The following is a 22437-nucleotide window of genomic DNA, read 5'->3' on the forward strand; positions in this document are numbered from 1 at the left end:
AATTCACATCAGTTAGCGGCCAATCCTTCTTGCACCAACTTCGGCGTAATAAAGATCAACAATTCGGTTTTTTCCTCAGACGAACTGGTGCGTCTGAACAAGGTTCCCAGAACCGGCAAGTCGCCCAGCAGGGGAGTCTTGTCGATCGTCGTTACACTCTCTGTCCGGTAGACGCCACCCAGCACGAGCGTATCCCCATTATTGACCAGAACCTGTGTCGTCACCGAGTTGGTGTCAATGGCATTACCGCCCGCTGCCAGGGAGTCCTGCGTAACCACCAGATCCAGTACAACGCGGTTATCCGGTGTGATTTGCGGCGTCACTCGCAATGACAGGCCGGCGTCCCGGAATATGGTTTCACCCTCGGCACCCTGAAACGGAATGGATTGACCGGAGATGATGTAGGCCTCCTGTCCGTCCGAGGTCACAATTTTCGGCTGTGACACAACCTCTGCCGAACCCCGGGTTTCCAGTGCCGACAACTCAAGATCGAGTGCATAGTCAAAGGCGGCTACACCGATGGCGAATGAGCTGGCGTTACCACCGGCAGGCAGGTTAACCGCCAACGCGTCCGGATACGACTGGGTATAGGACGTGCCATCAGAGTTAAACAGATCTTCACTGATACTGCTGGTTGAATCGAGTGACCCGGAAGCAACCACGGGAGGGAAGTTGCCGCCCGAATTTACGTTACCACCCCAGCGAATACCCAATTCCTTACCAACCGAGGTTCGGGCAGCTACCACTCGCGCCTCGATCAGCACCTGCCGTACTGGACGGTCAAAAATTTCTATGGCTTCGCGCATGCGGTCGAGATTGCTGGCGGTATCACGAATGATCAGCGTATTCGTGCGCGTATCAGCCGATGCAGAACCCCTGCTTGATAAGAACCCGGAAGAAGACCCCGACCCACCTTGAGAACTACCAGTATCGCCTTCCTCGGTGGTGTCTACGGAATCAGCTCCGGCGCCGCCGGCACCGGTTTGCAGCACTTCAAGAATATCAGCTGCACGGGCGTAATTGATTTGAACGAACTCGGTTACCAGAGGCGCCAGTTGTTCGGCCTGCTGCTGTGACTCAAGCTCAAGCCGTTCGCGCTCGGCGATTTCTTGCGCAGGGCCAACCAGCAATACATTTCCTGTCTGACGCTTGTCGAGGCCTTTGGTTTTCAATACCAAATCGAGCGCCTGGTCCCAGGGCACATTTTGCAATCGCAGGGTAATGTTTCCGGAGATGGAATCAGAAGCGACCAGATTCAGGCCAACGTAGTCGGCAATCAGCTGCAGAACGTTTCGAACTTCAATATCCTGAAAGCTCAGCGACAGACGATCACCACTGTAAGGGAACTGTGCTTCCTGTCGTGCCTGCGCCTCAGCCGGGGTTACCGTTTGAACATCGATCGTCATACGGTTATCGGTCTGGTAGGCCAGATAATCAAAGGCACCATCCAACTCCAGCTCTACGATGCCGTTTTCATCGTCACGATAGACATTGATATAGTGAACCGATGTCGCAAAATCGACAACATCAAGGCGACGGCGCAATTCACGGGGAACTTCGAAGTCTTCCAGCTCTACGACAATAGACCCGCCGCGTTCAATAATATCGGTGCGCGCATTGTTGTTTGAAAACTCAAGAATAACCTGTCCGGTACCCTCTTCCGACCGACGAAAATCCACATTTACCAGTTCGGACTGCTCACTGTTACTGGTACGGCTGGCTTGGGTTGCAGAAGCGCTATTCGTATTTAACGCAGGCTGAGCGCTTGCTACTGGCTGCACAGAATTGTTGCTCGACTGGCTTGAAGTAGACCCAAGCACGCTTTCAGCACCTTCACCCACAACAATCTGTACCGTATTACCCGATACAGCAGTGGCGTAAGGCACCAAAGAAGACAGGCTCAGTACGATACGGGTACGTCCACCCGAAGAAACAATGGCAGCATTCCGAGTATTTCCGGTACCTATCTGAACATAACGACTGTCCAGTAAGCTGTCTGTGTCCCGGAAATCCAGCGAGATCCTCGCTGGGTTTTCAATGCTGTAGCCTACTGGTGTGGGAGCCGGACCATCGAAAGTCAACTCCAGCTGAGTTCGGTCTCCCGACAATGCCAGGGCCTGAAAGTCTGTAAGTGATACAGCCAGAGCGCTGCTGCACCAGGTCATCAGGACCAGCGGTAATGTGTACTTCTTAATAATATTTTTCAAATTCATTGGTTTCACCTTATCGCTCTCCCAGCCTTAATTGTCGAGACCCGAGAGAACTATAGCCCTGGGTCGCTCAACCCAGTTGTCCTGACCCGACGGTACGATTTCGATTAAATCTATCTGCGTTTCGCTGATGCTGATAATCTCGCCATGGTTTCGACCCATGTAGTTTCCAACCTGAACCCGGTGAATTTCACCGTCACCATCGCGGATCAGCCCCCAAAGATCGCCCTCTTGAAGGCCGGCCAGGGTGCCTACCATAGTTAGATTCTCGACCCGATAAGACTCCAGAAATTCAGGAACCCTATCCGGATCCGGTCGCACGTTACTACGCGGTGCTTCTGCTTCTTCCGTTTCCAGTTCAACCGGTCGTGGAGCCTCAAATGGGGAGCGCTCACCACTGGCCGTGTAGGATACGAATTCAAAGGTTGCAAATTCAGGGGGTGGCGGAATGCTGCCACTTGGCCGGGAGTCAATTTCCGCCACATAGTCTCTCAGGTCGACCAAAGGGTCTTCCTGAACACACCCAACCAAAACCAACCCCAAAACAGCTGTCAGGAATGCACTATTTCTCACTGCGCACCTCCTGGGTTATAGCGGTAGGTTCGTGCATTGATGGTCATGCTCAAGGGCGATTCCATTTCAGCATCGGATTCAGCACCACGCTGGCGGTTCGCAGCGGTCATATTGAAATCGTGCAGCGTAACGATACGCGGTATTGCCGACATCGCACTCACGAACGTACCCATCTCGTGGTAAGTGCCACGAACCTGAATGGCGATGGGTGTTTCTATGTAGAACTCTTTGACAACGTCGTTGTTGGGAGTGATTCGGTCGATTTCCAAACCACTCTGTGTGCCGGTCGTGCTGATATCGTCCAATAAGCCCGGCATTTCCGTTTCGTCCGGCAACTGATTCAACAAGGCGCCAAAAGACTCTTCCATTTCAGCCAACTGGGCTTTAAAGGAGTCCAAATTAGCTACCCGAAACGCCTTTGACTGGTATTCTTGCTTCAGGTTTGGCTCCCGGGCAGTCGCCCGCTCCAGTTCGGCGTATGAATCCTTGATTGCAAACCAGTAAAAACCAAAAACGATCGCACCCGACAGTATCAGCAGCATTATCAGCTTAATGCCGAATGGCCAGGACCCCATGTTCTCAAAATCGGGATTGTTATAGTCAAAACGGCGAAAGCCGTCAGCAAACTCCTGGAAAGTCATGATTCAGACTCCTCATTCGGGTTTGCCCGCTCAACCCGAATACTAAAAGTATTACCCACGACTTCCGCTCCGTCTGTTACTGACTGAACGTTGATCAGGAAGGCATTCTGAAACCAGGCCGATCGATCCAGATTCCGCAAAAAGTCCGAAATACTCAGCGGACGATCAGCATTACCCGTAATGTTGATCGTCGTACCCTGGCTGGTCATGGAGTTGAAATACACACCTTCAGGGGTCGCTTTAACCATTTCATCAAAGACGTGCACGATGATCGGCCGATCACCCTGCAGGCTCTGAATCACTTCCATCCGCTCGACCAGCTGTTCACGTTGCTCGCGCAACGACTGAATTTCGACAATCTTCTGATCAAGGTCGCTGATGCGACGCTCCAGAAAGGTATTGCGCTGGTCCTGGTAAGCAATCTGGCTGGCAACTTGCTGGTCCCAGCTCCAGCCAGCGGCACCGGCGGCAACCACAACCAGCATCAGAATCAGAATAAACTGTTTCTGACGCTCCTTGCGGCGCTCCTCGCGCCAGGGCCTTAAATCAATATTTGCCACGTTCGAAACTCCTCAATGCCAGACCGCAGGCAATCATAAGGGCCGGTGCGTCATTGGTCAGATTGCTGGCATTTACCTTATTCGACAGCGTCATGCTGGCAAAGGGGTTCGCAACCATGGTGTTAGTCCCGATCTTTTCCTTGACCATTTGCGCCAGCCCAGGGATCGACGCTGTCCCACCTGCCAACAGAATATAGTCGACATCGTTGTAAGGGGACGCAGCAAAGAAAAACTGCAGTGAGCGGGTAACTTGCTGGACAACTGCTTCCTTGAAGGGCTCAAGCACTTCACTGGCGTAGTCATCCGGTAACCCGCCCTGCTTTTTAGCAAGCCCGGCTTCTGCCTGGGTCATGCCATAGCGGCGCATGATTTCTTCAGTCAGTTGTTTGCCGCCGAACAGCTGCTCGCGAGTGTAAATGGTTTTACCGTCGTTAAGCACGCTGAGCGTTGTCATAGTGTGACCTATGTCCACCACTGCGACGGTCAGACCATCATCGGAGGGCTCCAGCTCGGGTATCAGCAACTGAAAGGCCCGTTCCAGAGAGAAGGCCTCCACATCCACCGCACGGGATTCCAAACCACCCAACTCGAGTGCGTCTTCCCGTAATTCGACGTTTTCACGCCGGCAGGCCGCCAGCAGCACATCCACCAGACCATCTCCTTTCTCGGACGGGCCGATGACGTCGAAATCGATCGCGACCTCATCGAGCGGGTAAGGGATGTACTGGTCTGCTTCCACCTGGATCTGGTTCTCCATCTCCTCATCCGACAACCCGGCCGTCATTTGAATCGACTTGGTGATCACAGAAGAGCCGGACACCGCCACCGCAGCCTGTTTCAGCTTGGAGCGCGACTTTGTAACAAGCTTGCTGATGGCTTCCCCCACCCCTTCAATGTCGTTGATGTTTTTTTCAACAACGGCATTTTCAGGCAGAGGCTCAACAGCGTAAGCTTCTACTCGGTAACCGTTGGACAACTGACTCAGCTCCATCAACTTGACAGAAGTGGAACTGATGTCGATGCCCAACAGCCTTTTTTGCTTCTTTTTGAATAGCGAGGCCACGAATGTTTCCCTTGAACGACACGCACTTACGAACGTTTTATAGGTTTTACATTAAGTATTACATAACACAATAGACCAATCCGCAATGTATAAAAAGCATCATTTCTGCCTATAATGGCGGCCTTTTACGGCGGTTTTCAGCTAACCCCTTCATTTAATTGGGAAAACATGAAGTATTTGGTCAAATCAGCAAGCGTTATTCTGTGGGCAATCTTCTCTTTGATTTGTGCCCTGGTTCTCATTTCAGCCAGTGTCTATCTGTATCTTAGCCCGTCTTTACCCGACGTACAGACTTTAAGAGACATTCAGCTGCAAACCCCCATGCGCGTCGTCAGCGCCGACAATGAGCTGATTGCCGAGTTTGGTGAACAGCGTCGCAACCCGATTCAGTTCGATGAGATTCCGCCTTTGTTCGTCAAGGCACTCATCGCGATTGAGGATCAGCACTTTGAGGATCACCTGGGCGTGGATCCGTCCGGCTTTACTCGCGCGGTACTGACGGTACTGATGACCGGTGAAACCGATGGCCCCGGGGGCTCGACCCTGACACAACAGGTGGCCCGTAACTTCTTCCTGACCCGCGACAAGACCATCACCCGGAAATTTACAGAAATTCTGCTCGCGTTCCAGATGGAACGGGAACTCAGCAAGCAGGAGATCTTCGAGCTCTATGCGAACAAGCACTTTCTGGGCTACCGCGCCTACGGCATTCAGGCCGCCGCCGATGTGTACTACGACCGCGATGTTAACGACCTGACACTGCCGGAACTGGCGATGATTGCCGGCCTCCACCAGGCCCCGTCGGCCGCCAACCCCCTGATCAACCCCGACCGGGCCAAGCGCCGTCGTGACATGGTTCTGGGCCGCATGGCGGAACTGGATTTCATCCCACAGGCAACCTATGAGGTGGCCGTTCAGTCACCGCTCACGGCAGGCTTCAGCGGAAGCCGTCCGCAGATCGAAGCCTCCTACCTGGCCGAGATGGTGCGCGACCATATGGTTCAACGGTATGGTGAGGCTGCCTATACCGATGGCTACACCGTGCACACCACACTGAATACCCGCCTGCAAGCTGCGGCCAATCAGGGGATTCGCCAGGCGCTGACCGACTACAGCCGCCGCCACGGCTATCACGGCCCTGAAGATCACTATGATGTGGAAGGCCTGTCTGAAGAAGAAGCCCTGACGCACTGGCGCGAACTGATCGATCGTACACCGCGTTACGGCGGCCTGACGCCAGCGGTGGTCATCGCCGCTACCGATGAAGCGTTGCGCGTCATGCCACGCGGCAGTGAACCGGTTGATATTCCTCTGACGGAACTGCAGTGGGCACGTCCCTACATCACCGAAGACAGCATGGGCCCGGCGCCCGAAACGGGTACAGACATCGCCGAACCCGGCGATCTGGTGCGCGTTGTTCAAACAGACGGCCAGTGGCAACTGACCCAGGTACCCTGGGCCCAGGGCGCCCTGGTGTCACTGGATCCAAGCGATGGCAGTGTGAACGCCCTGGTCGGCGGCTTCGACTTCTTATTGTCAAAATACAACCGGGCCGTCCAGTCCAGCCGACAACCCGGGTCTGTCTTCAAGCCTTTTGTTTATGCCGCAGCACTGGATAAAGGCTTTACGCCAGCGACGATTGTGAACGATGCCCCCATCGTGCGATCCGACTCACTGCTCGAAGACGTCTGGCGACCGCGCAATTCCGGTGACCGGTACCTGGGTCCGATCCCACTGCGCCAGGCTCTCTATCAGTCGCGCAATTTGTCCGGAATCCGCATCCTCGAGGACATCGGGGTCGATTATGCCCGTCGCTATGCCGAACGGTTCGGTTTCGATCAGAACAATCTGGCACGGGACATGACGCTCGTCCTGGGCAGTACTGCCGCGTCACCCATGGACATAGCCCGCGCCTATGCGGTCTTCGCCAACGGGGGCTATTTGATTGAGCCTTACTTTATCGACAGCATCACCGACTCGAATGGCAACATCATTTTTGATGCTAACCCGGCTGTTGTGTGTAAGAACTGCCCGGAAACACCTCGCCCCTTCCAACTGGAGACCGATGACGAATCCACCTCTACCCAGGCCGAGACAGAAGCGGTCGATATCGCCCCGGTTGCACTGAATCTCGAAGACGATCCGACAGCCGAGACCACCGCCGGGCCAGCCCAGCCACGCTATGCACCCCAGGTCATGTCGGAGCAAACTGCTTATCTGATGGATTCCATGCTGAAAGATGTGGTACGCCGCGGTACCGGGCGTGTTGCCTATTCGTCCATGGGTCGTGATGACCTGGCCGGCAAAACCGGGACAACCAACAATGCTGTCGATGCCTGGTTCAGTGGTTACAACGGCGATGTAGTGACGGCTGCCTGGATCGGCTTTGACGACAACCGGGGTCTGGGGCAGGCCGAGTTTGGTGGTAAAGCGGCCTTGCCCGCCTGGATTACCTTCATGCAAGCCGCCCTGGAAGGCCAAAGCAGTAACTCCCTGTCGCAACCGGTTGGCATAGAACGCATTCGCATTGATCCGGCGACGGGCTTGCTGGCCCGGCCCAATCAGTCAAATGCCGTGTTCGAGATATTCAAGGAAGGAACAGCACCCACTGAAGTCAGCCGCGAAGATGTAACAATCGACTTTTCCTCGGATGGCAACGGCGACAGCAGCAATGGCAATGATGCCATCTCGCCTGAAATGCTGTTCTGACAAGCCCCTAGTCAGGGCTCATCAAACACAATAAAAAAGGCCCTGTCAGGGCCTTTTTTATTGATAGTCCGGTAAAGAGACCGCTCAGAGCTTGTATTCATCCGGCAATGGCAACCGGGCGACACCCGTCTCCACCGCTGCACGCGCTACCGCACCGGCAACCCGGTTCAACAAGCGCGAATCCAGTGCCTTGGGAATAATGTAGTTGCGTCCGAAAGACCATTGTTCGCCGCCATAGGCCGCCACCACTTCCGGCAGAACCTCTTCGCGGGCAAGTTCCTTGATCGCGTAGGCAGCGGCCAGCTTCATTTCTTCGTTGATGGCCGTTGCGCGCACATCAAGCGCGCCCCGGAATACAAAGGGGAAGCCAAGCACGTTGTTGACCTGATTCGGGTAGTCGGACCGGCCGGTGGCCATGATCAGGTCATCGCGGGTGGCCAGGGCCAGCTCTGGCTTGATTTCCGGATCCGGATTGGCACAGGCAAAAACAATGGGGTTGGGTGCCATTTTCTTTAATTGCTCGGCGCTGAGCATATCTGGCCCTGAAAGCCCCAGGAACATATCCGCGCCGTCGATGGCGTCGTCCAGCGTGCGCGCGCTGGTTACCGGATTGGCGAATTCGCGCTTGTACTGGTTCAGATCATCCCGACCGGCGTGAATGACACCCTTACGGTCGATCATCAACAGATTTTCCAGCGGCAGGCCAGCCGAAACCAGCAGGCGCGAACAGGAAATAGCCGCTGCACCGGCACCCAGGACGACCAGCTTGGCAGACGCCAGCGATTTACCCTGAATTTCAAGGGCGTTGAGCATGCCTGCGACCGTCACAATGGCCGTGCCGTGCTGGTCATCGTGGAAAATTGGTACCTTGCACTTTTCAATCAGCCGGCGCTCAACTTCAAAACACTCAGGCGCTTTGATGTCTTCAAGATTGATGCCGCCAAAGGTTTCCGCCATCAGCGAGACGGCCAGAACGATTTCATCAACATTTTCGGTATCGAGTTCAATGTCGATGGAATCGATATTGGCAAAACGCTTGAACAACAGAGCCTTACCTTCCATCACCGGTTTGCTGGCCAGTGAACCCAGGTTTCCGAGGCCTAGAATGGCGGTCCCGTTGGAGATAACAGCGACCAGGTTGCCTTTCATGGTGTATTTGAAGGCATTTTCCGGATCTTCGGCAATGGCACGCACCGGCTCTGCAACACCCGGGCTATAGGCCAGGGAGAGGTGTCGTGAGGTTTCGGCGGGCGTGGTGATTTCGATACTGAGCTTACCCGGGCGGGGCATTGCGTGGTATTCAAGCGCGTCGCGCTTTAACTCGTCTGACATGATCGGTGTCCATTATTATTGTGCAGATAGGTAGGAAAGCCCGCAAAGCATAACGAAGCGCTTCGGGTCGCTCAAGCAATCGAGCTAGAGGATAGTGCACGACAGTCTTGCTGACTACGCAAGAAATCTTCGAATGCCGTGTTCACGGCGGCCAGATACAAAAAAGCCCGGCGGAGCCGGGCTTTTTCATTGCACTGCGTATAGAGGGACAAATAGACCTTATTTGCCGATCTTGCGTGCAGAGAAACGCGACTTGAAGCGATCGATACGGCCGCCTGAGTCAACAATCTTCTGCTTGCCAGTATAGAAAGGGTGGCAAGCGGAGCAAACGTCGAGGTGCATTTCACCGCCACGGGTAGAGCGAGTCTTGATGACGTTACCGCAGGAGCAGTTGGCCGTCAGTTCCAGATAGTTCGGATGTATATCAGCTTTCATGGGTCACCTCTGTTGCGCCGCCACCCGGTCATTATTGCCGGGCACCGCACTTTGACGAAAGAAACAGGTTCAGGGCACAATGCCTGTTCGTTGCCGTCTCCAGTAGTAACTGTGGACGAGCCGCTAGCAAGACCAATGCCCCAAAAATGGGAGCGCAATCATACCAGAGTCTGATCGATTGACAACCACTTCCAAAAACCCGCTGCGCATCGCTGATATCGCCGTACCAGGCCCTTTCGCAGGCCCGCTGAGCTACCGGATCGAGCCGGGCCAGACGCCGGTTCCCGGCAGTCGGTGCAAGGTTCCGCTGCGCTCGCGCCAGGTGGTCGGCGTGGTGACCGGTGTTCGCCCGGCACAGCCGGGCGACAGTGACACCCTGAAAAGCATTGATGACGTACTTGATGACGCCCCCCTGCTGAGCCCCGATGTGCTGCAACTGGCACAGTGGGTCAGCCGTTATTACTTATACGACGCCTACCCGGCCTACATGCTGGCCTTTCCATCCGCGCTCCGGTCTGGCGAGACAGCAGAATTGAATGATGAACCACAGCTCGAACTGACCGTCTCCGGTGAGCACCTCGACCCTGACAAACTCAAAGGTCGTCGTCAGCGTGAGGCGCTGGCCTTGCTGCAGTCGCTCACCAAAGCCGGGCAGGTCTGTACGCCTGCACTGCTGAGACGTCAGGATGTCGAACGCACTCACTGGAAGGGCCTCATCGACAAGCGCCTGCTCAGGCAACGCCCCGCCCAACTGTTCCCGGCCAGTCCCACAGGGACGCTGCGCCAGCAAGCGCTGGCACTGAACCCGGATCAGACAGCCGCACTTGCGACACTGCCGGTCGAAGGTTTTGCCGTGCAACTGCTCGAAGGGGTCACCGGCAGTGGTAAGACCGAAGTCTATTTGCAGGCCATGCAACGCGCGCTCGAACGCGGCAAGCGCGTCCTGGTGCTGGTTCCGGAAATAGGCCTGACGCCGCAGACGCTGGCCCGGTTCCAGCAACGCTTTCAGGACAGACTGGTGGCCCTGCACAGCGGCATGACCGACAAACAGCGGAACAACGCCTGGTTGCGGGCCCAGGCGGGTGAGGCCAGCATCATTCTAGGCACCCGTTCTGCCATCCTGACGCCCATACCGGATTTGGGGCTGATTGTCGTCGATGAAGAGCACGATGCCTCCTACAAACAACAGGACACGCTGCGCTACCACGCCCGGGACCTGGCCATCTACCGGGCCCGCCTGCTGAACATACCGGTTATGCTGGGCTCCGCGACGCCGTCACTGGAATCCCTACACAACGCCCAGCAAGGCCGCTACCAACACCAGCAACTGCAGCAACGGGCCCAGGGTCAGACGCGAGCCCGGCTGGAAACCATCGACATGCGCAAGCAGCGCCAGGAACACGGCGTCTCGGAACGCCTGCTGCACCGGGTTCGCCAGCACCTTGAAGGCGGCAACCAGGTATTGTTGTTTCTAAACCGGCGCGGCTATGCGCCTTCCTGGTTCTGTCGTCAGTGCGGCTGGATGTCAGATTGCCCGTTTTGCGATGCCCGCCTCACCTATCATCGCGGCCGTCACCAGATGCTGTGTCATCACTGCGGCCATCAGGAACGACCGCATCAACAATGCCCCGAGTGTGGCTCAACCGACCTGACCCCCCTGGGCGCCGGCACCGAACGGGCCGAAGAAGCATTGGCAGCCTGGTTCCCGGACACCCCCATTATTCGCTTTGATCGCGACTCGGTCGCCAATGCGCGTGACCTCGAGCAACAACTGAACCGCGCCCAGGCAGATGGGCCCGCCATACTGGTCGGCACCCAGATGCTGGCCAAGGGTCACCATTTCGAGCGCGTCACTCTGGTCGGCATCATTGATATGGACGCAGGCCTGTTCAGTGCCGACTTCCGCGCCCGCGAACGCATGGGCCAACTTCTGGTTCAGGTATCCGGCCGCTCGGGCCGGGGCGACCTGGCCGGCGAGGTGGTGCTGCAGACCTTTCACCCGGACCACCCCTTCTTTACACCCCTGCTGGAGCAGGATTATCCTGCCTTCGCGACACAACTGTTGGCAGAACGTCAGCGCTCAGGACTACCGCCCTTTGGCTATCTGGCCTGCCTTCGCAGCGACAGCGCCTATCCGCAACGGGCAGAACAGCTATTAAAAGAAATGGCCGGGCGCCTCCTTGCCGAGCCCGGCATCCGGGTGTTCGGCCCACTGCCCGCCCTGCTGTCACGACGCGCCGGGAAGCACCGTTTTACCCTGCTGGTACAGAGTGACCAGCGCAGCCGCCTGCACACCGCGCTGCAACCGCTGGTAGCCGACTACCCACGCCAGCAACGCCATGTCAGCTGGCATCTGGACATCGACCCGATTGATCTGATGTAACTCAAGTTTCGGAGTTCGAGTCCGATTAAGTGGCGGTGGTCCGCTCCGGATACCGGGTATGCCTCTGTGGGGTCGGCGTAGATCCGTCCATGGAGCCTAGGCCGCAGCATCCATGCTGCGGACTACCCCACAGAGGCACACCCGGCACCCGCCGCTAGTCAACTCAGCGAACTCTGAAACTGGAATTTGTAACCTGCGGCCCTTACTCAAGCCGCCCTAAGCGGTGGAGTCCAGCAGGGGTTTCATGGATAATGCCCAGCATTCAAACTGCCTCCACCGCCCAGCCGGGTGAGCGCCCTCTGTACCGCCTACGATATAAACGGGAGTTTCGCACACAATGAAAGATCAGGTTGCCGAGTTACTGAACCAGGCTGTCAGCCAGTTGAAGTCCAGCGGTGTTATCCCCGAGCAACACCCGGTGCGCATTATGGTCGACAACACGCGCGACAAGTCTCACGGCGACCTGGCCAGCAACATTGCCCTGACTCTGGCCAAACCTTGCGGGCAATCACCGCGCGCCATGGCGGAACAGATCATTGCCGCATTGCCTGAGAACTCTCTGATCAGCAAAGTCGAAATTGCCGGACCCGGATTTATCAACGTGTTTCTGGCAGGCGCTTCCAGTGCGGAAATTGTTGCCGATATTCTCAGTCAGGGTGCCACCTTTGGTCGCAACGCCAGTGGCCAGGGAGATAAAGTCCAGGTCGAATTTGTGTCCGCAAACCCGACCGGCCCATTGCACGTCGGTCACGGCCGCGGTGCCGCCGTTGGCGATTCGTTATGCCGGTTACTGGCGGCCAATGGCTGGGACGTGACCCGGGAGTTTTATTACAACGACGCCGGCGCTCAAATCAAGAATCTCACTCTGTCTGTCCAGGCCCGTGCCAAGGGTCTGGGTCCGGAAGACAGCGGCTGGCCCGCCGATGGTTACCGGGGTAACTACATCACCGATGTCGCAAATAGCTACATGAACGGTGACACCATCGATGCCGATGACCGACACGTAACCGGTGTTGGCGATGCCGACAACTTCGATGCCATTCAACAGTTCGCCGTCGCCTACCTTCGCCGCGAGCAAGACCTGGATCTGAAAGCCTTTGGCGTGCGGTTCGACGTCTTCTTTCTGGAATCCTCGCTGTACGACGATGGCAAGGTGGAAGCGACGGTGCAGCGCCTGATCGAGCAAGGCTTCACCTATGAATCGGATGACGCCCTGTGGCTGAAAACCACCGAGTTTGGCGACGATAAAGACCGTGTTATGCGCAAACGGGACGGTGGCTATACCTACTTCCTACCGGACGTTGCCTACCACAAAGACAAGTTCGACCGCGGCTTCAAGCGTGTGATCAACGAACAGGGCGCAGACCATCACAGCACCGTCACCCGGGTACGTGCCGGCCTCCAGGCACTGCAACTGGGTATTCCGGAAGGCTATCCGGATTATGTGCTGCACCAGATGGTGTTGGTTACCAAAGGCGGTGAAGAAGTTAAAATTTCCAAGCGCGCTGGCGACTATGTCACCCTGCGCGACCTCATCGACGAAGTCGGCAGCGACGCCACCCGGTACTTCCTGGTCTCCCGCCGAGCCGATTCGCAGCTGACGTTCGATATTGACCTGGCGCGCAGCCAGAGCAACGATAACCCGGTCTACTACATACAGTATGCACATGCCCGGGTACATGCGTTGCTGCGCAAGCTCGAACAGGAAGGCCACCGCTACGATCAACAACAGGGCATCGACGCTCTGAGCAAGCTGGAGCTGGACGACGAACGGGCACTGATGACCCAGTTGCGCCGTTACCCGGAGGCCGTGGCCCATGCCGGCCAGTCGCTCGAACCTGCCGGCATCGCCACTTTCCTGAAAGACCTGGCCAGCCAGTTCCATGCCTATTACAACAACAACCGCATGCTGGTTGATGATGCCGAATTGCGCAATGGCCGAGTCGCCCTGGCTGTCGCGGTTGGCCAGGTACTGGCCAATGGCCTCGACCTGCTGGGCGTCAGTGCACCGGAGAGCATGTAACCATGGCGCGCGATTTCGCCAACAAACCCCCACCGCCCCCGCCGGAACGCAGCCGCATTCCGCGCTGGGTATGGGTGTTTACCACCCTCGCGTCGGTGGCTTTCGTCGGGTTTCTAACCTACCTCAGCCAGATTCCGGCTGATGGTCAGGGTGCTCAGGCGGTGCGCGACCAGGTGCAGCAAATTCAGATTCCCTCGCGCTCTTCAGCGGAAACACCCCCTGAGCCGAGTGCAGAACCCGAAAAAGAAGCATCGACCACACCGTCGCTTGAGCAGGCGTTCGAGTTCTACCGGCTGCTGCGTGACGATGAAGTACCCATTCAACTGACCCGGCCAGAAACGGATACTCCGGCTGGCACCGCCGATGCGCCGACGGGTACCCGGACGCCGGCAACACCGGCCGCTTCTGGGCGCTGGATCATTCAGGTTGCTTCGTTCAGTAAAGTTGCGGATGCAGATCGCTTGCGCGCCGAGCTGATCATCAACGGCCTGACTGAAGCGCACCTGAGCACCGTCGACCTCGGCGACCGGGGTACCTTCCACCGCGTGATGGTTGGCCCCTTCGACAATCGTTCGCGCCTCAACCGGGCCCAGGATGTTCTGGCCGAACTCGACCATCAGGTGATGGTACGTAACGCCGACTGACGTTCCCGCGTTAAAACAACGACCCCGATGTCTTCGGGGTCGACGATCTCTCTGGCATCGACCTGTCACCCTCGCCTTTACGCCCCGCCAACACTTTGAAATTTGCCGCCCGCCCCCACATACCCGACAAAGCCTCAATGGATGTAGAGATGACGACGATTGTTTCCGTGCGTCGCGACAACACCGTAGTGATCGGTGGCGACGGCCAGGTTTCCCTGGGCAACACCGTAATGAAAGGCAACGCCCGCAAAGTACGCCGTTTGTATCACGAAAAAGTGATCGCCGGCTTTGCCGGTGGCACCGCCGATGCCTTCACCCTCTTTGAAAAATTCGAAGGCCACCTGCAACAGCACAGTGGCCACCTGACCCGTTCAGCTGTTGAACTGGCCAAAGAATGGCGCAGCGACCGTGCCCTGCGCCGGCTCGAAGCCATGCTGGTGGTAGCCGACAAGGAAACCACCCTGGTGATTTCCGGCACCGGTGATGTGGTTGAACCGGAGCATGGCATTGTCGCCATTGGTTCCGGCGGTAACTATGCCCTGGCGGCGGCGCGAGCTCTGCACGAAAATACCGAACTGGACGCTGACGCCATCGCGCGGCGGGCGCTGGATATCGCAGCCGATATCTGCGTGTTCACCAACCACAACGCCGTTTTCGAAGCGCTGTAACGAGGTACCTGATGTCAACCATGACCCCGCGCGAAATCGTCCATGAACTGGACAAATACATCATCGGCCAGGACCAGGCAAAGCGTTCCGTGGCCATTGCCCTGCGCAACCGCTGGCGCCGGATGCAGCTCGACGAGCGCATGCGCGAAGAGATTTCCCCGAAAAACATTCTGATGATCGGCCCCACCGGTGTCGGTAAAACCGAGATCGCCCGTCGTCTGGCCAAACTGGCCAATGCACCCTTCATTAAAGTCGAAGCCACCAAGTTCACCGAAGTCGGTTACGTTGGCCGCGATGTAGAGAGCATTGTCCGCGACCTGGCCGAGACCGGTATAAAGATGTTCCGCGAGCAGGCCATGCTCAGTGCCCGCCCGCGCGCTGAAGACGCCGCAGAAGATCGCATTCTCGACATTCTGCTGCCACCCGCCCGGGGCGGTTACAGCGAGGAAAACGAAGAGAAAGACGCCCCGAAATCCGATTCCAGTACCCGCCAGATCTTCCGCAAGAAGATTCGCCAGGGCGAACTGGACGACAAGGAAATTGAGCTGGAAGTCGCCGAGCAATCGGGCGGCGTGGAAATCATGGCGCCTCCGGGCATGGAAGAGATGACCAGTCAATTGCAGAACATGTTCTCCAACATGGGCAAGCAACGCACCAAGAAGCGCAAGATGAAGCTGAAAGACGCGATGCGGGTGCTGACGGATGAAGAGGCCGCCAAACTGGTCAACGAAGACGAACTGCGCCAGCAAGCCGTGCAGGCGGTCGAGCAAAACGGCATCGTCTTCCTCGATGAAATCGACAAAATCGCCAAAACTGAAAACCGGGGCGGCGGTGACGTCAGCCGCGAAGGTGTGCAGCGCGATTTGCTGCCGCTGATCGAAGGCAGCACCGTCACCACCAAGTACGGCATGATCCGCACCGATCACATCCTGTTCATCGGCAGCGGTGCTTTTCACTTCGCCAAACCCAGCGATCTGATTCCGGAACTCCAGGGCCGGTTGCCGATTCGGGTCGAACTGAATGCGCTGACACCAGAAGACTTTAAACGCATTCTGACTGAGCCGGACTACTGCATCACCGAGCAATACAAGGAGCTGATGCAGGCCGAAGGCCTGAACATCGAGTTCACCGACGATGCCATAGAAGCCCTGGCCAACACGGCGTTCCAGGTCAACGAGAACACCGAGAACATCGGTGCCCGTCGCCTGCACACCATCATGGAACGGTTGTTCGAGGACCTTTCCTATCGTGCCAGCGAAATGGGGGGCGAAAAGGTCACTATCGACGCCGCCTATGTCGACAAGTACCTGGGCGAGCTGTCGAAAAACGAAGACCTGAGCCGCTTCATCCTCTAACCGGCCGGCGGCGGAGCCCCACTCCGCCGCCATGGAGACCCCGCCATGAGTACGGCCCCCAAACGCATCACCTACCACAAAGAAGCTGCAGAACTGGAACTGGGCTGGGCCGATGGCACCACCCATCGCCTGAGCGCCGAGTTCCTTCGAGTACACTCCCCTTCAGCCGAAGTCCGCGGACACGGTGTCGGCCAGGAAGTCCTGCAAATCGGCAAACGCTACGTCACCATCACCGGCATTGAACCCACCGGCCGCTACGCCATCAAAATCACCTTCGACGACGGCCACGACTCCGGCCTCTACGACTGGGCTTACCTGCGCAAGCTGGGCGACAACCAGGAAACCTACTGGCAAACCTACCTCGACAGACTTAGTAAGGTTGGTGCCAGTCGCGAGCCACAGTTCATTCAGGCCAAGCAGCTCTAGTTATCCCCCGGGTTGAACGTTTGGCTGGAGTGGGTGCCATGAGCTCGTGCTGGATACCGGGTACACCTATCCGGGGTCGGCGTGAACCCATCCATGGGGCCTAGACCGCAGCATCCATGCTGCGGACTTCCCCGGATAGGTGTACCCGGTACCCATCACTAAATTTGTGCAACCTCCCACGTAAGTGTTCTGAGTTAGAAATTCGTGATGATTCAACCCGAGGTGATCAAAGGGCTGCCGGGTGCGTCTACTGACGGCCGTTAGACCGCAGGGATGCGGTCTCCGAGCCCCCAGGGAGGGGTTCACGGCGTGCCGTCAGTAGACGTACCCGGTGGCCCTCTCGGCACACCAGAACGGGTTGCCTCCTATCCTATTAGCCACCGAATTTCTAACTCAGAACACGGCTCCCCAATCACATTCGTCATCGTGCCGCCAATGCATTAGCATTCGGTCTTTCCTTTTTTAGCAGGTATGCCGGACCCGATGAAATACCGAGACCTCCGAGACTTCCTCGCCGGGCTGGAAGCGCGCGGCGAATTGCGCCGCGTGACTCAGCCGGTCAGCCCACATCTTGAAATGACCGATCTGTGCGATCGGGTTTTGCGTCAGCAAGGCCCGGCGCTGCTGTTCGAGAACCCGACGGGTTACACCATTCCGGTATTGGGTAATCTATTTGGTACGCCCGAACGGGTGGCCATGGGTATGGGGGCTGAATCGCTGGCCGACTTGCGTGAAATCGGCAAGGTACTCGCCTATCTGAAAGAGCCTGATCCGCCCAAGGGTTTGAAAGACGCCTGGGATAAACTGCCGCTGGTTAAAAAAGTGCTGTCAATGGCGCCCAAGACCGTGCGTAAGGCGGTTTGCCAGGAAGTAGTGCTCGAAGGGCCTGATGTGGACCTGTCGCAATGGCCTATCTGGACGTGCTGGCCGGAAGACGCCGCGCCGCTGGTGACCTGGCCGCTGGTGATTACCCAGGGGCCTAATGGTGGTCGCACCAACCTTGGGATCTATCGTCAGCAGGTGATTGGCAAGAACAAACTGATCATGCGCTGGTTGTCGCATCGCGGTGGCGCGCTTGATTTTCAGGCCTGGAAGAAAGAGCGGCCTGGCGAGCCGTTTCCGATTGCCGTGGCTCTGGGGGCTGACCCTGCGACCATTCTGGGTGCGGTGACGCCAGTACCGGACTCTCTTTCCGAATACGCCTTTGCCGGATTACTGCGCGACAGCCGGACTGAGCTGGTCAAATGCAAGACGCATGACCTGATGGTGCCAGCCAGTGCCGAAATCATTCTCGAAGGCTATTTGTACCCCGATGAGATGGCCGACGAAGGGCCTTACGGTGACCACACCGGCTATTACAACGAAGTGGAACGTTTCCCGGTGTTTACCGTTGAGCGGCTGACGCACCGTACTGACCCGATCTATCACAGTACCTTCACCGGCCGGCCACCGGATGAACCGGCCGTGTTGGGCGTGGCATTGAATGAAGTGTTCGTGCCGATTTTGCAGAAGCAGTTTCCGGAAATAGTCGACTTCTATCTACCGCCCGAGGGCTGCTCTTACCGCATGGCGATCATCAGCATGAAGAAGCAGTACCCCGGCCACGCCAAGCGGGTGATGATGGGTGCCTGGTCCTTCCTGCGTCAGTTTATGTACACCAAATACGTAATTGTGGTGGACGACGATGTGAATGCCCGGGACTGGAACGATGTGATCTGGGCGATCACCACCCGCATGGATCCGAGTCGCGATACGGTGATGATCAACAACACACCGATCGACTACCTGGATTTTGCCAGCCCGGTGGCGGGCCTCGGGTCCAAAATGGGCATGGACGCAACCAACAAGTGGCCGGGCGAAACCGACCGGGAATGGGGTCGGGCCATCGTTAAAGACCCGCAAGTGTCTGCCCGGGTTGACACTCTGATGCAGGAATTGGGGTTTTAGTGCCAACTATTGAACACAGTGTTTCAACCTGACCTCTTGGATCGCACATCATCTGCCCCTATAATCCTGACCATTAAGTCAACTTTATAACTCAAGGCACATTGATGAACGGTTTGGAACTGAACTGGCTGGAGCTCTACGGCTACCTGGGCTCGGCGTTGATCGCCATTTCCCTGATGATGAGCGACATTCGCAAGCTGCGCTGGATCAATCTGGTCGGCGCGGGCTCCTTTGCCAGCTATGGTCTGCTGATTGGCTCCTGGCCGGTGGCGATTCTGAACGGCTTTATCGTGCTGATCGATGTGGTGCACCTGTGGCAACTGTCGCGGCAAACTACCGTGAGCCGCTCTGTTGAGTTTGCCGCTGGTGATACCTATGTTCAGACGGTTCTGGCTGATATCTGGCCGCAGCTACTGACATTCAACAAGACCCAGCAGATTCTCGTCGAATTCGGGGGTGCTCAACCAAAGGCATTTACCCTGATCGACCAGAAAGAGACGGCGACAGAACACCGCCTGGCGGCCTGACAGCCAGGGTTCCACCGGGCTTGCTCCGCTGTGTATAATGTCCATTGACATTAACCAAACGGAGCCGCCCAGTGCCTCAAGCGTCCGCGACCACGACTGCCACCCTGCATGATCTGAAAAAACTCAGCGGCGGTGTCTGGATGGTTCAACTCAAGCCGCTCACCCCCTATTCCTATTGCGCCGGTCAGTTTACCGAGCTCATGGTTCCCGGTTTCACCTCGCTGTATTACACCATCGCCAGCAGCCCGAGCAGCCCCTGCGTGGAACTGCATATTCAAACAGGAACCGATCAGGCGGATGCCCTGATCGACTATTTGAAAGATGCCGACTCCGTTGAACTCGCCCCCGCTGGTGGCGATTGCCGGCTCGAGGTATTGCCGGATGAAAACGGTCCTCTGTTACTGATCGCTTCAGGAACCGGGTTCAGCCAGGTTAAATCCATTGTTGAAGACCTTCTCTCCCAGCACACACGACGCCCCATACACCTGTACTGGTCGGGGCACCGGCTGAGTCAGCTATACATGCTGCAAAAAGCAGAGAATTGGGCCGACCTGCACGATAACATCCACGTTTCAGCGCTAATCTCCGAACACAGCCACTGGGACGACAAACACCAGATGCTGGTGCACAGCATTCTTGGCGACCACAGCGATCTGAACCAGTGCCAGGCGATATGCTGCGGCTCGCCCGCCATGGTCTATACCGTGCTCGACAGCCTTTGCAGCAAAGGTTTTCGTCGCGACGCCATGCTCAGCGATGTCTTTATGTTCGCTCCGAGGGAGGCGCAATGAACACCGCCGATGTTCTGCAAATCTTCGGCCTCGAACCCCGGGAAACCCGGTTGTATCTGGCACTGCTGCAATCGGGTCCGGCCTCGATCCGGGACATCGCCGATCGCGCTGGCATCAACCGGGGAACGACGCATGAGCTGCTCAAACGCATGCAGCAGAAGGGTGTGGTCAGCTATTTCCCCAAGGGCAAACGCCGGCATTTCAGTGCCGAGCCACCACAACGCCTCAGGGAACTGGCCCTCAATCACCAGCAGCAGGTCACTGAAGCGCTGGAATTGCTGGACGACAAAGTCATTCCCGAACTGAGCCATTTGCGCCCGGCCACCGGCAATGCCGATGTGCACTATTACGAGGGGGATGACGGCATCGAGCTGGTCCTGAAAGACATCCTCTCCACTGTCAGCGAGCAGGAAAATCGCAGCTACTGCATCTATTCGGCCAAAGCGATCCGGAAATACCTGTATCGCCCATTCCCCAACTACACCCGTCAAAGGGTCAAGATGGGCATCAAGGTCAAGGTAATCGCCATCGGTGAAGGTGGTGAAGAGGCGGCACTGGCCGACCGAAAGTGGATCAACGAACCCTCCAGTGACCGGGCCGGCAGTTACATCGCCATCTACCCGCCCAAGGTGGCGATGATCTCACTGAGTCATGGCGACTTGCCGACGGCCGTGGTCATCAATTCGCCGACCATCGCCAATACGCAGCAGGTGATTTTTAATACGTTGTGGGAAAGTTTGTAGAGTCGACTGGCTATTGATGTCACTCAAGTTTCGGAGTTCGCCTGGGAATTAGCGACGGTCGCCGGGCGTGCTCCTGTGGGGAAGTCCGCAGCAGGGATGCTGCGGCCTAGGCTCCATGGATGGATCTACGCCGACCCCACAGGAGCACACCCGGTGGCCGGCGCGGGCTAACACCTCTAAGGCGACCCAAACTCCGAAACTTGAGTGACAGCCCCAAGCCGGCTTCACAACCCCTCGAAACTAAACCCGTCCGGCAACAGCTCAGCCACTGTCCAGCGTTTATAGGCTTCGCCGTCGTTTGTCGCCCAAACTACACCATCAGCTGGCATAAATTCGGCGATTACCTGGCGGCAGCCACCGCAGGGCGAGAACAAATGCTCGCCCGGCATAAAGACCACCAACTCGGTGATCTCACCGGGGCGTACACCGGTAGCCGCGGCCGTGTTAATAGCGTTGCGTTCACCACACATACCCAGTGGATAAGAGCGATTTTCGATATTGCAGCCTGAAAATACCTCGCCACTGCGGGTTCGCAGGGCCGCACCCACCGGAAACTGGCTGTAAGGTACGTACGCGTTGGCCGCTACCGCTTTCGCAGCAGCCTTCAATTCAGTCTCGGGTTGGCTCATTCGTCAATGCTCAGCGTTGCTTCCAGCGTCAGTTTGATCATGTCGTTGAAGGTGGTCTGGCGCTCTTCCGCTGACGTCGCTTCACCGCGAATGATGTGATCGCTGACGGTCATGACCGTCAGGGCTTTCGCGCCATATTCGGCGGCGACGCCATAGAGACCGGCCGCTTCCATATCGACGGCGAGGATATTCATCTTTTCCAGCGCTGGCATCAGTTCGCTGTCGGGTGAGTAAAAGAGGTCCGAGGTGAATACGTTACCAACGCGCACCGGAATGCTGGCAGCACGGGCTGCCGCAACGGCCTTTTCCATCAGCCCAAAATCGGCCAGGGCGGCGAAATCGTAGCCGCGCAGGCGCAGTCGGTTAACCCCTGAATCGGTGCTGGCGCCCATGGCGATGATGACGTCACGCAGTTTGATGTCTGCCGCTACCCCGCCACACGTGCCGACGCGGATGATGTTTTTCACCCCGTAGTCGGTAATCAGCTCCTTGGCGTAAATCGACATCGATGGTACGCCCATGCCGGACCCCATGATGGAAATCGCCTTGCCTTTATAGGTGCCGGTATAGCCATACATGTTACGGACATCCGCTACCCGGCGCGCATCGTCCAGAAAGGTCTCGGCGATGTACTGCGCGCGCAGCGGGTCGCCCGGCATCAGCAGGGTTTCAGCGAAATCGCCGGGCTTGGCATTGATGTGGGGAGTAGACATGAGCACCTCTTGTAATCTGACCAATCGTTCAAGTTCTGTGACTATAGCCAATTGACGCCGTCAAG

Annotated in this window: 20 protein-coding genes; 11 read left to right on the forward strand and 9 right to left on the reverse strand. The window is 57.1% G+C overall.

All coding sequences use genetic code 11. From position 1 onward, the window contains the following. Window positions 1–8 precede the first annotated feature (8 nt). Genes ACHUE7_RS19895 through ACHUE7_RS19915 form a run of 5 tightly spaced genes read right to left on the reverse strand, consistent with a single transcriptional unit; the run spans window position 9 to window position 5047 of the window. A complete protein-coding gene (locus tag ACHUE7_RS19895; RefSeq protein ID WP_394171616.1) occupies window positions 9–2213 on the reverse strand; it encodes a type IV pilus secretin PilQ in 2205 nt (734 codons plus the stop codon). A gap of 27 nt (window positions 2214–2240) precedes the next feature. Beyond that, window positions 2241–2783: a pilus assembly protein PilP gene (locus ACHUE7_RS19900; RefSeq protein ID WP_394171617.1), complete on the reverse strand. Its 543-nt coding sequence runs from the start codon at window positions 2781–2783 to the stop codon at window positions 2241–2243. After that, on the reverse strand, window positions 2780–3424 hold the full coding sequence (locus ACHUE7_RS19905; protein WP_348477692.1) for a type IV pilus inner membrane component PilO: 645 nt from the start codon (window positions 3422–3424) through the stop codon (window positions 2780–2782). Before ACHUE7_RS19905 ends, ACHUE7_RS19900 begins: the two co-directional genes overlap by 4 nt. Then, window positions 3421–3984 (reverse strand): PilN domain-containing protein, encoded by a 564-nt coding sequence (locus ACHUE7_RS19910; protein WP_348477691.1) that lies wholly within the window; start codon window positions 3982–3984, stop codon window positions 3421–3423. The genes ACHUE7_RS19905 and ACHUE7_RS19910 overlap by 4 nt, the downstream gene beginning before the upstream one ends. Continuing rightward, window positions 3971–5047, reverse strand: a complete 1077-nt coding sequence (locus ACHUE7_RS19915; RefSeq protein ID WP_394171618.1) for a pilus assembly protein PilM — start codon at window positions 5045–5047, stop codon at window positions 3971–3973. The genes ACHUE7_RS19910 and ACHUE7_RS19915 overlap by 14 nt, the downstream gene beginning before the upstream one ends. 168 nt (window positions 5048–5215) lie before the next feature. Between ACHUE7_RS19915 and ACHUE7_RS19920 the strand changes: the two genes are divergently transcribed. Beyond that, entirely contained in the window at window positions 5216–7756 is a 2541-nt protein-coding gene (locus ACHUE7_RS19920; RefSeq protein WP_394171619.1) for a penicillin-binding protein 1A, read from the forward strand. 84 nt (window positions 7757–7840) lie between these two features. Here the strand turns inward: ACHUE7_RS19920 and ACHUE7_RS19925 are convergent, their stop codons facing one another. Both ACHUE7_RS19925 and rpmE read right to left on the reverse strand, forming a co-directional pair. After that, window positions 7841–9088: a malic enzyme-like NAD(P)-binding protein gene (locus tag ACHUE7_RS19925; protein WP_394171620.1), complete on the reverse strand. Its 1248-nt coding sequence runs from the start codon at window positions 9086–9088 to the stop codon at window positions 7841–7843. 219 nt (window positions 9089–9307) lie between these two features. After that, window positions 9308–9523 carry a 50S ribosomal protein L31 gene (gene rpmE, locus ACHUE7_RS19930; RefSeq protein WP_028671161.1) on the reverse strand — a complete coding sequence of 72 codons (216 nt, stop codon included), beginning with the start codon at window positions 9521–9523 and terminating at the stop codon, window positions 9308–9310. Window positions 9524–9701: 178 nt separating this feature from the next. On the opposite strand from rpmE, the gene ACHUE7_RS19935 reads away from it, so the two are divergent. The 10 genes from ACHUE7_RS19935 (at window position 9702) to ACHUE7_RS19980 (ending at window position 21030) form a co-directional block, all read left to right on the forward strand. Beyond that, window positions 9702–11906: a primosomal protein N' gene (locus tag ACHUE7_RS19935; protein WP_394171621.1), complete on the forward strand. Its 2205-nt coding sequence runs from the start codon at window positions 9702–9704 to the stop codon at window positions 11904–11906. Between the two features lie 337 nt (window positions 11907–12243). Further along, window positions 12244–13929, forward strand: coding sequence for an arginine--tRNA ligase (gene argS / locus ACHUE7_RS19940; RefSeq protein WP_394171622.1), 1686 nt, complete (start codon window positions 12244–12246; stop codon window positions 13927–13929). A 2-nt stretch (window positions 13930–13931) separates the two neighbouring features. Continuing rightward, window positions 13932–14573, forward strand: a complete 642-nt coding sequence (locus ACHUE7_RS19945; protein WP_394171623.1) for an SPOR domain-containing protein — start codon at window positions 13932–13934, stop codon at window positions 14571–14573. A 149-nt stretch (window positions 14574–14722) separates the two neighbouring features. Further along, window positions 14723–15241: an ATP-dependent protease subunit HslV gene (gene hslV / locus ACHUE7_RS19950; RefSeq protein WP_348477684.1), complete on the forward strand. Its 519-nt coding sequence runs from the start codon at window positions 14723–14725 to the stop codon at window positions 15239–15241. Between the two features lie 11 nt (window positions 15242–15252). Next, a complete protein-coding gene (gene hslU, locus ACHUE7_RS19955; protein WP_348477683.1) occupies window positions 15253–16596 on the forward strand; it encodes an ATP-dependent protease ATPase subunit HslU in 1344 nt (447 codons plus the stop codon). A gap of 45 nt (window positions 16597–16641) precedes the next feature. After that, a complete protein-coding gene (locus ACHUE7_RS19960; RefSeq protein ID WP_394171624.1) occupies window positions 16642–17022 on the forward strand; it encodes a gamma-butyrobetaine hydroxylase family protein in 381 nt (126 codons plus the stop codon). Window positions 17023–17505: 483 nt separating this feature from the next. Then, window positions 17506–18969 carry a 4-hydroxy-3-polyprenylbenzoate decarboxylase gene (ubiD, locus tag ACHUE7_RS19965; protein WP_394171625.1) on the forward strand — a complete coding sequence of 488 codons (1464 nt, stop codon included), beginning with the start codon at window positions 17506–17508 and terminating at the stop codon, window positions 18967–18969. 104 nt (window positions 18970–19073) lie between these two features. Beyond that, entirely contained in the window at window positions 19074–19496 is a 423-nt protein-coding gene (locus ACHUE7_RS19970; RefSeq protein ID WP_394171626.1) for a hypothetical protein, read from the forward strand. Between the two features lie 71 nt (window positions 19497–19567). After that, window positions 19568–20287 (forward strand): ferredoxin reductase domain-containing protein, encoded by a 720-nt coding sequence (locus ACHUE7_RS19975; RefSeq protein ID WP_394171627.1) that lies wholly within the window; start codon window positions 19568–19570, stop codon window positions 20285–20287. Next, on the forward strand, window positions 20284–21030 hold the full coding sequence (locus ACHUE7_RS19980; protein WP_348477678.1) for a TrmB family transcriptional regulator: 747 nt from the start codon (window positions 20284–20286) through the stop codon (window positions 21028–21030). Before ACHUE7_RS19975 ends, ACHUE7_RS19980 begins: the two co-directional genes overlap by 4 nt. 224 nt (window positions 21031–21254) lie before the next feature. Here the strand turns inward: ACHUE7_RS19980 and cdd are convergent, their stop codons facing one another. Both cdd and deoD read right to left on the reverse strand, forming a co-directional pair. Further along, window positions 21255–21659, reverse strand: a complete 405-nt coding sequence (gene cdd, locus ACHUE7_RS19985; RefSeq protein WP_127559790.1) for a cytidine deaminase — start codon at window positions 21657–21659, stop codon at window positions 21255–21257. Then, complete coding sequence (gene deoD / locus ACHUE7_RS19990) at window positions 21656–22372, reverse strand: purine-nucleoside phosphorylase (RefSeq protein ID WP_213676780.1); 717 nt, start codon at window positions 22370–22372, stop codon at window positions 21656–21658. Before deoD ends, cdd begins: the two co-directional genes overlap by 4 nt. Window positions 22373–22437 lie beyond the last annotated feature (65 nt).

It is taken from the genome of Saccharospirillum alexandrii, from assembly GCF_043641555.1.
Classification (GTDB): domain Bacteria; phylum Pseudomonadota; class Gammaproteobacteria; order Pseudomonadales; family Natronospirillaceae; genus Saccharospirillum; species Saccharospirillum alexandrii_A.